Below are 12890 nucleotides of genomic sequence, written 5' to 3'. Positions count from 1 at the left end.
AGCGCACGACTGCTTCCCGGTAGTAGGCGTCCACCCGTCGAGGGAGCCACCGAGGTGACTGTTCCTGATGTGACGGTCGTCGTGGCCGTGTACAACACCATGCCCTACCTCACCGAATGCCTGAACTCGTTGGTAGGGCAGTCCATAGGTGTGGACCGGCTGGAGGTCGTCGCGGTCGACGACGGTTCGACGGACGACAGCGGCGCCGAGCTCGACCGCTTCGCCGAGCGCTATCCCGGTACGATCAAGGTCGTTCACCAGCCCAACTCCGGTGGCCCGGCGATGCCGAGCAACCGGGCCCTGGAACTCGCCACGGGCAGGTACGTCTACTTCATCGGCTCCGACGACTACCTCGGCGAGGAGGCGCTGGAGCGGATGGTGACCTGCGCCGACGCCAACGAATCCGATGTCGTCATAGGCAAGATGGTCGGCACCAACGGCCGGTACGTGCGCCAGTCGCTCTACCGGGCCAATGACTCCGACGTCAGCCTCTACGGACGCGATCTGCCGTTCGCGCTGGCCAACACCAAGCTCTTCCGCCGCGACCTCGTGGAGCAGTACAAGCTGCGCTTCCCCGAGGACATGCCGGTCGGCAGCGACCAGCCCTTCACCATCGAGGCGTGCGTCCGGGCCCGCAGGATATCCGTGGTCGCCGACTACACCTGTTACTACGCGGTGAAGCGCGGGGACGCCAGCAACATCACCTACCGTGCCGACCATCTGGCACGGCTGCGCTGCACCCGCCTGATCATGGACCGTGCGGCCGGGCTGATCGAGGCCGGGCCGGACCGGGACGCCGTCCTCAAGCGGCACTTCACCTGGGAACTCTCCAAGCTCATCCAGGACGACTTCGTCGGGCTCGACGACGAGACGAAGCGCGAGATCTGCGCCGGCATCACCCGGCTCTCCGACAGCTATCTGACCGACCCGCTGAGTGACTCGCTCCCGGTCAAGCTCCGGGCGAGGCTCCGGCTCGCACAGCGCGGCGCCGTCGACGAACTCTGCCGCGCGATCAGCGAAGAGGCCGAGCACGGTGCGCCGCCCTTCCACTTGGAGGACGGCCGGGCCTTCGCCCGGTACCCCGGGTTCCGCGACGCCGGCCTGGAACTCCCCGACCGCTGCTTCGAACTGGTCGGGGAGATCGTCCCCGGCCGGCTCGCCAACAAGACCGAACTGGTCGAGTCGGGGTGGGTGCAGACCGGTGAGGCGCTGGCGCTGGCGCTGACGGTACGGATCGGTGTGGTCGGCGACACCGGCTCCGCGGTGGTTCGCCTCGTCGAGGGAGCCATGCCCAAGAGCGCCGACAAGGCGCGCGCCCGCCGTCTGCCGGAGGGGCACGACCTCCCTCCGGCGGAGGGCGAGTTCACCTGCGAACTCGCCGACGACGGCCAGGCCACCCTGCTGCGTGCGCTGATCCCGCTGGCTCCCCGTAAGGTCAAGCGCGGGGTGCGGGTCTTCGTCGACGTGGCCGGTGACACGTACGAGATACCGGTACGCGGCGTCGGGCAGCCCATGCCGCTGGCCCGCAGATGGCACAGCGAATCGGATCCGTACCGCGCCGCGGCACGGATCAACTCCAAAGGGCGCGTGGTGATCAGCACCGGTCCGCTCCATCCGCCCAAGCCGTCGCTGGGCTCGCGGCTGCGACCCCGGCTGACCGGCGCCATGCGCTCCAAGAGGAAGTAATCCCCATGAACATCTGTGTAGTGGCCCTCGGCAAGATCGGTCTGCCGCTCGCCGTGCAGTTCGCCGCCAAGGGACACCGGGTGATCGGTGCCGACGTCAACGAGAAGGTCGTCGAGCTGGTCAACGCGGGCGTCGAACCCTTCCCCGGTGAGCACGACCTCGACGTCAAGCTCAAGGAGACCGTCGAGGCGGGCCTGCTGAGCGCGACGACGGACACCGCGGCCGCGGTCGCGCAGTCCGAGGCCGTCGTGGTCGTCGTCCCGCTCTTCGTCGACGCGGAGGGCACCCCGGACTTCGGCTGGATGGACTCCGCGACCAAGGCGATCGCCGCCGGGCTCAAGCCGGGCACCCTGGTCAGCTACGAGACCACGCTGCCGGTCGGCACCACCCGTACCCGCTGGGCGCCGATGCTCGAAGAGGGTTCCGGTCTCAAGGCAGGCGAGGACTTCCACCTGGTCTTCTCCCCGGAACGGGTGCTCACCGGACGGGTCTTCGCCGATCTGCGCCGTTACCCGAAGCTGGTCGGCGGCATCGACGAGGCCTCGGCGGCGCACGGTGTCTCCTTCTACGAGTCGGTCCTGGACTTCGATGACCGCACCGACCTGCCGCGTCCCAACGGCGTCTGGGACCTCGGTACTTCGGAGGCGTCCGAGCTGGCCAAGCTCGCCGAGACGACCTACCGCGACGTCAACATCGGCCTGGCGAACCAGTTCGCCCGCTTCGCCGACCAGCAGAACATCGACGTCCTCAAGGTCATCGAGGCCTGCAACTCCCAGCCCTACAGCCACATCCACCAGCCCGGCATCGCCGTCGGTGGCCACTGCATCCCGATCTACCCGCGGATGTACCTGTGGAACGACCCCTCGGCGACCGTGGTGCGTTCGGCGCGCGAGGCCAACGCGGCCATGCCCGAGTACGCGGTCGACCTGCTTGCCGCCGCCTACGGCGACCTGGACGGGGTGGGCGTGCTGGTACTGGGCGCGGCCTACCGCGGCGGTGTGAAGGAGACCGCATTCTCCGGCGTGTTCCCGACCGTCGAAGCGCTGAAGGCGCGCGGTGCGGTGCCGTTCGTCTCCGACCCGATGTACACGGCCGAGGAGCTGACCGCGCACGGTCTCGTCCCGCACGAGGGTCAGACCGTCACCGCCGCGATCCTCCAGGCCGACCACGCGGAGTACCGCGAGCTGGCCGCCGCCGACCTCCCGGACGTCCGTGTCCTGGTCGACGGCCGCCGCACGACGGACCCGGCCCGCTGGGAGGGCGTCCGCCGCGTCGTCATCGGCGGCTGACCATGACCTGGCCGATCACCGGCGGGGCCGGGCACATCGGATCCCATGTGGTCGAGGAGACGGCGGGCCGGGAGTCCGTCGTCGTCCTCGACGAACTCAGCACCGGCCGGGCCGAGCGGTTGCCGGGAGGCGTACCGCTGGTCGTGGGATCGGTCCTGGACCGTGGGCCGGTCGACCGGGTCCTGGCCGGCCACGCGGTGACCGGCATCGTGCACATCGCGGGCAAGAAGCAGGTCACCGAATCCGTCGAGCGCCCGCTTCACCACTACCGCGAGAACGTCGACGGACTGCACACCCTGCTGGAGGCGGCGGCCGCCGCCGGTGTCGGCAGTCTCCTCCTCGGCGGCGGACCACGGCATGGCCGATCGAGTCGGCCTGGGCCGGTTGGTGCCTCCGGCACGGGGGCCTGCCCCGACGCGAGACACGGCCGCCCGGCCGACCGGGTCACGAGGCGCTACGGAAAACAACTCCGATACTCAGCAGAACAGGAATGACTGAAGTGCCAAGCATGGATGAGCGAAGCGGACCCCGTCCGCATCTGCTGTATTTCGCCATCGGGTTTCCCCCAGCCGCAAAGAGTTGCGCATTCCGGATGAGGGAGACCGCCAACCAGTTTGCCGCTGAGGGCTGGGACGTCACCGTGGTCACGATCACGGAGGAGTCCTGGATCCGCGACTCCGGTCTGGACCACACGCTCTCGGAGTCCGTGGACAAGCGGATCAGGGTGGTGGAGCTGCCCCTCTCGCGCGTCGACCTGGAGACGGACATCCGGCTGTTCTCCGAGGAGCGTGCCCTGGACCCGGGCAAGTGGCTCCAGGGGTATCGGGCCGAGGCGCTCCAGAACTTCCCCGAACCGGTCTTCGGCGCTTGGCGAGGGGCCATGGAACAGGCCGCGCTCGACCTGCACCGCGAACGGCCTGCCGATCTCGTCCTGGCCAGCTGTGTGCCGTACGTCCAGCTCGCTGCCGTCCGCAGGCTCTGGGACGAGCACCGGGTCCCGTATGCCGTGGACTTCCGCGATGGCTGGTCCCTGGACGTCATCGATGGCGTCGAGGCGTTCCCCAAGGACTCCGAGGCCGGACGCTGGGAGCTGGACCTGCTGGAGCACGCCCAGTCGCTCTGGGTGGTCAACGACCAGATTGCCGACTTCTACCGTGCCCGGTACCCGGAGCACGCCGACCGTATCCACGTGGTGCGCAACGGCTACGACCGCGACAGCGTGCCCCAGCCGTCGCCTCGTCCGGACGAGGCGAGCAGTCTGGTCTTCGGTCACCTCGGCACGGTCAGCTTCTCCGTACCGCTGCTGGAATCGGTGCTCGCCGCGTGGCGGACCGCGCGCGGCCGGGAACCGCTCCTCGCCGATGCCAGGTTCGAGGTGCGTGGACACATCGGTGCGGGAGCCAACCGCGAAGCCAACCGGCATATCGAGGTGCTGCGCGCCGCGGCCGAAGACGGTGTGGTCGTGGGCGGCCCGGTACCGAAGGCGGAGGTCGCCAGCGTCTACGCCGCGTGGGACGCGTTGGTGCTCGTCATCATCGGCGGCCCGTACATGACCTCCGGCAAGGTCTACGAATACATGGCAGCCGGGCTGCCGATCGTTTCCATGCATGCGGCTGACCACGACGCCTCACGACTGCTGGAGGGACACCCGCTGTGGACCGGCCCCCGCGGTCTGGACGAGGAACAACTGGCCGACGCGTTCTGTGAGGCCGCCCGCATGGCGGTGGAGGCCTCGCCCGAACAGCGTGCCGCCGCCCGCGACCATGGGACCACCTACGCCCGTGATTCCCTGATGTCAGCTGCCGTACAGCGCCTGAGCTCTCTGGTACTCGGCCAGCGGCCCGCACTTTCCGGAGGTCCCGGCGCATGACCGATGTAGTGATGATCGCGGGCTCGACACCCCGTCCGGCCGTGATTGCGGCGGCCCTGAGGACATACCAGGAACGGGGTGCGCGGGTACATCTGGTCGGTAGCTTCAAGTCTGCCGACATGGAGGATGACCTGGGCTGGGCCACCTTGTACAAGGTGCCTGCCCGCGGTTCGGCCGGCAAACACATGCGGCGCAGGACGGAAGCGATGCCCGCCCCCGAGCGGCTCTGGTTCCACCTCGAGCACGACCGGTCGGCCCGCGCGACCCTGCGCTCCGCCGATGTGGTCGTCGCGCTCGACAACCGCGCCGTCTACAGCGCCTGGCGCGTCGCCCAATCCCAGCGGACCCCAGAGGTGTGCTTCGGGATCGCCGCCGGTCTGCGGGCCGTGGAACGGCGGCGGGAGCAGGTTGGCACGGTGCTGCCCGAGCACGTGCCGAGCCCGGTCGCCGTGGCTACCGACGGGCTGCGGCGCCGACTGCGCGGCCTGCCCGCCGATCTGCTGCGCAACGCCACCGGGCCGCTCATCCTGCGCACCCGCGTCGGGGCCCGCGCCTGGCGTGCCGCCGTCTCCGCCCCAGGAGTCTCCGAGCCGCTGCGCCTGGCGGCCACCGAGCAGGTCATCGAAGGCATGTGGCTGGCCGGCCGCCAGTCCGGAGCACTCGCCACGGCCCGAGCGGCCGCACGGAAGCTCTCCGACCCGGCCAGAAGAGCCCGTCTCTCGAACGACCTGGCATGGAGGAGCATCCGTAACGGCCGCACGCCCGGCAACCTCGCCGAGGCGGTAGGGGCCCATCTGGAGTTGGCCGACACGTATCAGGAGGCCGGCAACCTGACCGAGGCGTCAAAGTCCGTTCTGGAAGCCATGAAGCTGGCCTTCCACCGTGTCGTCCACATCGACCAGGTCTCCAGCCCACTGGCCGAGAACCCTGCCGGGTTCACTGCTCCGTTCAGGAAGTCGGCGGCGGCCCGCACCGCGGTCGAGGCGAAGGGCAGGGTGACACCGGCTGCGGCCCCGCCGAAGGACCGGCCGCTGCGGCTGCTCGTGGCCACCACCGCCAACGCGAACTTCCTGCACCTCATCCGGTCGCATTACGGAGCCAGCCCGGACGTCGAGCTGAGGTTTCTCGACATGGCCGAACACCCTGGCATGCAACGGCTCAACGGCGCTGCCCAACGCCACATCGAGCACCGGCTCGGCGGCGACCCGCTCTTCGCGCACGCTGCAGAGCAGCAACTGAGGCCCTATCTGGACTGGGCCGACACCGTGTTCGTGGACTGGTGTGTGGCTCCCGCGGCCCTTTTCACCGCGATCGATCCCGGAGACACGAGGATCATCGTCCGGCTGCACAGTTACGAGGCGTTCTCGCGGTGGCCCCACATGATGGACTTCTCGCGCGTGGACGACCTGGTGTTCGTCGCCGACCATGTCCGGGACCTGGCAAAGGCGGCCATTCCGGGGCTCGGCGGGGAACTGGCGCCCCGCACTCATGTGATCGACAACGGCATGGACCTGGCCAACTTCCGACGCTCGAAGGACCCGTCCACCCGGTTCAACCTGGGGATGGTCGGCATCGGTCAGGTCGCAAAGGACCCGCTCTGGGCCCTGAAGGTCCTTGAGCAACTGCGCCGGCGGGACGAGCGCTACCGGCTGATCCTGATCGGCGGGGAGATGAGCAAGCCCAGCAACGCGGCCAAGGCGTACTCACGGAAGCTGGAGAAGGCTCTCGCACCACTGGTGGAGAACGGTGTGGTCGTACGCATCGGCGCGACCGACGACGTCGCCGGGGAATTGGAGGACGTCGGCGTCATCCTCAGCACCTCGGTGCGCGAGGGCTGCCACGTGGGGCTCATGGAAGGGGCGGCCAGCGGTGCCGTCCCGGTGGTCCGTGACTGGCCGTTCTTCGCCGGTGGCAGACACGGTGCAGGAACGCTCTATCCGGCCGAATGGGTCGTGGGTACGCCGGAGGAAGCCGTCGAACGTGTGTTGGCCGTCACGGCGTCCGACGAAGGCTGGCGCAACGCCGGAAAGCTGGTCTCCGAGTACGCCCTGACCACCTGGGACTGGTCGGTCGTGCGCCTGGACTTCGACCGGTTGTTCTTCGGTCGCTAGAGTCCCGCGACCGGCGGGGGCCGGCATCACCAGATTCCGGCAAAATTGGATTCCGGCCCCCGCCGGTTCCTGTCCGGCCGTGGACAACCACTGGGCGGGAACCGGCGAGGGCCGGCTCACCGCTCGGTGAGCTCCCCGTCCTTCTCCTCGTGCTGGGTGCCGCTCGCTTCCCAGCGGGCGATGCGGGCCTCAGGTCACTGTCGACCGGACGGAGGCAGCGCAACAACCGACCTGAGGTCCTTCTTCGCCGCGAACTCGCTGGAATCCGTGGCACCGCAACTCAACCCTGGTCAGGGATTCGAGTCCCTACCGGACCTGGGAGAGGCCATGTCATGTGCGGCGTCGGCATACGTGGGGCGGCTCCCGGAAGCCGGGACGCTTCCGGGAGCCGATCACTCCATCAGTCCTGAGGCTTGTTCACCACCGGCTGGGCAGTGGCGCGTCCAGAGTGCCGACAGGGACGCGCCCCTGCATCACGCGCCTGTCGAGTAACCGAGGCCGCTCAGCTCTGTGTGATCCCGCCGGGATTTTCTTGATTCGACTCTTCCAGGATTCTGCCGGTGACGTGGGGAGCCGGATTGTCTCGCATTGCAGGTGATCGAACGAGTGTGCCGGGCACGGGGTGACGGCGGTGCGGTGCGAGCCCGCTACGACCACATCGAAGCCCCGGTTGAGAATGGGTGACCTTGCCAAGTCGGCTTCCGAGCCGGAGTTTCGATGTGCTGTCAGTTTGCTGTCCTGTGCCCTGTGAAGTCCGTCTTGTCGAAGTCGGTATCAGGCCTCATGCCGGCGCAGGGCTGGTCGGACTGCCGGTTCCACGGTGCCGCCGGAGAAACGTCACCTGTTCGCGGCGGTCGGGCTCTCCACCCCACTGGGCTTTCCTGGAGACGGTGGGGGTTACGCGCCACGCTCGGCCAGCGCGCCGGCCTTCTCCTCGTACAGCGCACCCGTCTGCGGGCACTCCCAGAGGCCCGGCTCGCCCTCGCGCTCCACGAGCTTCACGCCCGCACGGCCCACCCAGCCGACCTGCCGGGCCGGGACACCGACCACCAGGGCGAAGTCGGGAACGTTCCGGGTGACCACGGCGCCGGCGGCGACCATCGCCCAGCGCCCGATGTGGACCGGGGCGACACACACGGACCGCGCACCGATCGATGCGCCCTCGGCGACCTTGACGCCGACGGCCTCCCAGTCGCCGCCGCGCTTCTGCTTGCCCTCGGGGTCGACGGAGCGCGGGTTGTGGTCGTTGGTGAAGACCGCTGCCGGGCCGACGAAGACACCGTCGGCCAGTTCGGCGGGCTCGTAGACGAGGGCGTAATTCTGCAGCTTGACGTTGTTGCCGATCTGTACACCTGTGCCGACGTAGGCGCCGCGGCCGACCACGCACCCTTCGCCGAGCCTGGCACCTTCGCGGATCTGGGCGAGTTCCCACACGCTGCTGCCGGCCCCGATCTCGGCGCTGTCGTCGACCTGAGCGGTGGGCTGAACCCTGTAGTTCACTTTCCATGCCTTCCGGAGCGCGGTTTGTGGCGAGAGCATACGAGCGGCGGCCGGCGGCAGTGCAGCCAGGTTCGCGGGCCCGGCACCTTGCGACGTGGTTCTTCCGCCCCTGCGGCCCCGGTTTGACCCCTTGAGTGCAGCCCCGTAACCTTGACCCTCGGCGTGTTTCCCCTACGCGCCCACCCCCTGAGCACATTCCTTCCGGTGGCTCCGTCCGCCGGGAGAGGCCGCTCGTCCTTCCGGATCGTCGCGGGCCCCGGCCCGTGCGGGCGGCTGGCATCAGGGGATCCGTTCCGAGCGAGAGAGAGATCCGCGTGTACGCCATCGTGCGCAGCGGTGGCCGCCAGCACAAGGTTGCTGTCGGTGACATCGTTGAGGTTGACAAGATTTCCACTGCCAAGGTTGGCGACACGGTCGAGCTCTCGACCCTGCTCGTGGTCGACGGCGACGCCGTGACCAGCGACCCGTGGGTGCTGGCCGGGATCAAGGTCCAGGCCGAGGTCGTGGACCACCACAAGGGCGCGAAGATCGACATCCTTCGCTACAAGAACAAGACCGGCTACCGCCGTCGCCAGGGTCACCGTCAGCAGTACACGGCGATCAAGGTCACCGGCATCCCCGCGGCTGCGAAGTAAGGGACTGAGGAGACATGGCACACAAGAAGGGCGCATCGTCCACCCGGAACGGGCGCGATTCCAATGCTCAGCGGCTCGGCGTGAAGCGCTTCGGCGGTCAGGCCGTCAACGCCGGTGAGATCCTGGTCCGCCAGCGCGGCACCCACTTCCACCCGGGCACGGGCGTCGGCCGCGGCAGCGACGACACGCTGTTCGCCCTCGCCGCTGGTGCGGTCGAGTTCGGCACGCACCGTGGCCGCAAGGTCGTGAACATCGTTCCGATCGCCGGCTGATTTCGGCGCCCGCGAGCGGTTCTGCGGAGGCGGACCTCACTTCCCGTAACGGGAAGCGGGTCCGCCTTTCGCGTGTTTCTCTCATGAGAGACGGCTTTCTCCCTGTGCGGGGACGGCGCGAGTGAGACATTTCTGCATGCATGTAACTGGAGGATCCCACCATGACCACCTTCGTGGACCGCGTCGAGCTGCATGTCGCCGCGGGTAACGGAGGCCACGGCTGCGCCTCCGTACACCGTGAGAAGTTCAAGCCGCTCGGCGGTCCGGACGGTGGCAACGGCGGCCGTGGTGGCGATGTGACCCTGGTCGTCGAGCAGGCCGTCACCACGCTCCTCGACTATCACCACAGCCCGCACCGCAAGGCCACCAACGGTCAGCCCGGCGCCGGCGACCACCGCTCCGGCAAGGACGGGCAGGACCTGGTGCTGCCGGTGCCCGACGGCACCGTCGTGCTCGACCGGAACGGCAACGTGCTGGCCGACCTGGTCGGTCAGGGCACCGCCTTCGTCGCCGGACAGGGCGGCCGCGGCGGCCTCGGCAACGCCGCGCTGGCCTCCGCCCGGCGCAAGGCCCCCGGCTTCGCGCTGCTCGGCGAGCCCGGTGAGGCCCGGGACATCGTCCTGGAGCTCAAGACCGTCGCCGATGTCGCGCTGGTGGGCTACCCGAGTGCCGGGAAGTCCTCGCTGATCTCCGTCCTCTCGGCGGCCAAGCCGAAGATCGCCGACTACCCCTTCACGACCCTCGTCCCGAACCTCGGTGTCGTCACTGCGGGCAGCACCGTCTACACCATCGCGGACGTGCCGGGCCTGATCCCGGGCGCCAGCCAGGGGCGTGGCCTCGGCCTGGAGTTCCTGCGGCACGTGGAACGCTGCTCGGTGCTGGTGCACGTCCTGGACACCGCGACCCTGGAGTCCGACCGGGACCCCGTCTCCGACCTCGATGTGATCGAGGAGGAACTGAAGCAGTACGGCGGCCTGGAGGACCGGCCCCGTGTCGTCGTCCTGAACAAGATCGACATCCCGGACGGCCAGGACCTTGCCGACATGATCCGCCCGGACCTGGAAGCGCGTGGCTACCGCGTCTTCGAGGTCTCCGCCGTCGCCCATACGGGACTGAAGGAGCTCTCCTACGCGCTCGCGGGCATCGTCGCCGAGGCGCGCGCGACCAAGCCCGTGGAGGTGGCGACCCGTATCGTCATCCGTCCGAAGGCCGTCGACGACGCGGGCTTCACCGTCACCAAGGAGGACGACGGGCTCTACCGGGTGCGCGGCGAGAAGCCCGAGCGCTGGGTGCGGCAGACCGACTTCAACAACGACGAGGCCGTCGGTTACCTGGCGGACCGCCTCAACCGTCTCGGTGTCGAGGACGAGTTGCTGAAGGCCGGCGCCCGGTCGGGCGACGGCGTGGCCATCGGTGCCGAGGACAACGCGGTGGTCTTCGACTGGGAGCCGAGCATGGCGGCAGGTGCGGAGATGCTCGGACGCCGTGGCGAGGACCACCGTTTCGACGCTCCGCGTCCGGCGGCGCAGCGTCGTCGCGACCGGGAAGCGGAACGCGACGAGGTGCTGCGCGAATTCGACGAGTTCAACCCGTTCTAGGCACTGCCCCACGCCGGACGAGCTTGTTCCGCAGGCCCGTCCGGCACGTAGGCGGCCGGTGCGCCGGGTGACTCGTGCCCGCGCCCGGGCGTCGCACCATGTGATCGACGCAGATGAACCTGCTCAAGAGTGATTAACACCGCTCAACCGTGTGGCGTCAATCACCTGTTAAGGAAGCGTCAATTCCGGGATTCGCCCTGATGGCAAGGCATCAAAAGGTTTCAGGGGGCTGTTCGGCAGTGGACGTCCGCCTTGCGAGACGGTAACGGAGAGTGCAACCATCGCTGTATCTCCAAGCCCTCAAGGTAGGTCGTCTGTGTCTGCTCAGCACATAGCCAAAGCCCGAACCACAGCAGTCGTGCTCGCCGGAGGAACCGGTCAGCGTGTGGGTCTGTCCATTCCCAAGCAGCTGCTGAAGATCGCGGGCAAGGCCGTCATCGAGCACACGCTGTCGATCTTCCAGCAGGCCGACTCCATCGACGACGTCATCGTTCTGATGGCTCCGGGCTACGTGTCCGACGTGGAGAAGATCGTGGCCAAGGCCGGACTCACCAAGGTCACCAAGGTGATCGAGGGCGGCTCCACCCGCAACGAGACCACCGAGCGCGCCATCGCGGCCCTCGGCGAGGGCCTGGCCGAGGGGGAGGACCGCAACGTCCTCTTCCACGACGCCGTGCGCCCCCTGCTGTCGCAGCGCGTCATCAAGGACTGCGTCGACGCCCTGGACCGCTACCAGGCGGTCGACGTCGCCATTCCCTCCGCGGACACGATCATCGTGACCCGCACGCACGGGGGTGACGGCGAGTTCATCACCGACGTGCCCGACCGGTCCCGGCTGCGCCGCGGCCAGACGCCGCAGGCCTTCAAGCTCTCCACGATCCGTCGGGCCTACGAGATCGCCGCGGGCGACCCGAACTTCCAGGCCACCGACGACTGCTCGGTCGTCCTGAAGTACCTCCCCGACGTACCGATCTACGTGGTCGCGGGCGACGAGTACAACATGAAGGTCACCCAGCCGGTCGACGTCTTCATCGCGGACAAGCTCTTCCAGCTGGCCTCCACGGCCGTTCCGCGGCCGACCGACGAAGCCGCCTACCGTGAGCTGCTCACCGGCAAGACCCTGGTCGTCTTCGGCGGCTCGTACGGGATCGGCGCGGACATCGCGACGCTCGCCGAGTCCTACGGCGCCACCGTCTACGCCCTGGGCCGCTCCACCACCGGCACGCACGTGGAGAACCCGGAGCACATCGACGACGCGCTCTCCAAGGCGTACGCGGACACCGGCCGCGTCGACTACGTGGTCAACACCGCGGGCGTGCTCCGCATCGGCAAGCTGGCCGAGACGGACAACACGACCATCCAGGAAGCGCTGAACGTCAACTACCTCGCCCCTGTGCAGATCGCCCGCGCCTCCTACAAGTACCTCGCGGAGACCAAGGGCCAGCTGCTGCTCTACACCTCCAGCAGCTACACCCGGGGCCGCGCGGAGTACAGCCTCTACTCGTCGACCAAGGCCGCCATGGTGAACCTCACCCAGGCGCTGTCGGACGAGTGGGCGGCCGACGGGGTGCGGGTCAACTGCGTGAACCCCGAGCGCACCGCCACGCCGATGCGCACCAAGGCGTTCGGCGACGAGCCCGCGGGTACGCTGCTGTCCTCCGAGGCGGTCGCCAGGACCTCCCTGGACGTCCTGCTCTCCGAGATGACCGGCCATGTCATCGACGTGCGCCAGCAGGACCCGACCCGCGGCGTCTCCGAGGCATCGGGCTTCGAACAGGCCCTGGCGGCCGTGCTGGACCGGCAGGCCGATGTGTAATATTGATTGACAATCGACTTTTCGGACCTCTGTGGACGCCCGCGCGCGAACCACAGGGGTCCGAATGCGTGAAGCTCTGCCTTCACATCTTCCCTGCAAGATGATCAGTCGGC

Annotated in this window: 9 protein-coding genes and 1 pseudogene; 9 read left to right on the top strand and 1 reads right to left on the bottom strand. The window is 68.6% G+C overall.

Annotated elements, in window-relative coordinates; genetic code table 11:
- Positions 1 to 54 precede the first annotated feature (54 nt).
- The 5 genes and pseudogenes from AB0L71_RS19555 (at position 55) to AB0L71_RS19535 (ending at position 6956) form a co-directional block, all read left to right on the top strand.
- The gene (locus tag AB0L71_RS19555; RefSeq protein WP_365244175.1) at positions 55 to 1686 is read left to right on the top strand and encodes a glycosyltransferase; all 1632 of its coding nucleotides are present in this window, start codon (positions 55 to 57) and stop codon (positions 1684 to 1686) included.
- A gap of 5 nt (positions 1687 to 1691) precedes the next feature.
- Positions 1692 to 2975 (top strand): nucleotide sugar dehydrogenase, encoded by a 1284-nt coding sequence (locus AB0L71_RS19550; RefSeq protein WP_365244173.1) that lies wholly within the window; start codon positions 1692 to 1694, stop codon positions 2973 to 2975.
- 2 nt (positions 2976 to 2977) lie between these two features.
- Positions 2978 to 3341, top strand: a pseudogene (locus AB0L71_RS19545) (NAD-dependent epimerase/dehydratase family protein); the annotation flags it as partial.
- Positions 3342 to 3567: 226 nt separating this feature from the next.
- On the top strand, positions 3568 to 4845 hold the full coding sequence (locus AB0L71_RS19540) for a glycosyltransferase (protein ID WP_365244171.1): 1278 nt from the start codon (positions 3568 to 3570) through the stop codon (positions 4843 to 4845).
- Positions 4842 to 6956, top strand: a complete 2115-nt coding sequence (locus AB0L71_RS19535) for a glycosyltransferase family 1 protein (RefSeq protein ID WP_365244169.1) — start codon at positions 4842 to 4844, stop codon at positions 6954 to 6956. Before AB0L71_RS19540 ends, AB0L71_RS19535 begins: the two co-directional genes overlap by 4 nt.
- 897 nt (positions 6957 to 7853) lie before the next feature.
- Here the strand turns inward: AB0L71_RS19535 and AB0L71_RS19530 are convergent.
- Positions 7854 to 8456 carry an acyltransferase gene (locus AB0L71_RS19530; protein ID WP_365244167.1) on the bottom strand — a complete coding sequence of 201 codons (603 nt, stop codon included), beginning with the start codon at positions 8454 to 8456 and terminating at the stop codon, positions 7854 to 7856.
- A 314-nt stretch (positions 8457 to 8770) separates the two neighbouring features.
- Here AB0L71_RS19530 and rplU point away from each other — a divergent pair, with 314 nt between their 5' ends.
- The 4 genes from rplU to AB0L71_RS19510 all read left to right on the top strand — a co-directional run bounded on the left by rplU (position 8771) and on the right by AB0L71_RS19510 (position 12777).
- On the top strand, positions 8771 to 9091 hold the full coding sequence (gene rplU / locus AB0L71_RS19525) for a 50S ribosomal protein L21 (protein WP_042812502.1): 321 nt from the start codon (positions 8771 to 8773) through the stop codon (positions 9089 to 9091).
- A 14-nt stretch (positions 9092 to 9105) separates the two neighbouring features.
- A complete protein-coding gene (rpmA, locus tag AB0L71_RS19520; RefSeq protein ID WP_365244164.1) occupies positions 9106 to 9363 on the top strand; it encodes a 50S ribosomal protein L27 in 258 nt (85 codons plus the stop codon).
- Between the two features lie 161 nt (positions 9364 to 9524).
- The gene (gene obgE / locus AB0L71_RS19515) at positions 9525 to 10961 is read left to right on the top strand and encodes a GTPase ObgE (RefSeq protein WP_365244162.1); all 1437 of its coding nucleotides are present in this window, start codon (positions 9525 to 9527) and stop codon (positions 10959 to 10961) included.
- 316 nt (positions 10962 to 11277) lie between these two features.
- Positions 11278 to 12777 carry a bifunctional cytidylyltransferase/SDR family oxidoreductase gene (locus AB0L71_RS19510; protein WP_365244160.1) on the top strand — a complete coding sequence of 500 codons (1500 nt, stop codon included), beginning with the start codon at positions 11278 to 11280 and terminating at the stop codon, positions 12775 to 12777.
- Positions 12778 to 12890: the final 113 nt, after the last annotated feature.

It is taken from the genome of Streptomyces sp. NPDC052052, from assembly GCF_040680455.1.
Classification (GTDB): Bacteria; Actinomycetota; Actinomycetes; order Streptomycetales; family Streptomycetaceae; genus Streptomyces.
This window is presented reverse-complemented; position numbering and strand designations above follow the sequence as displayed.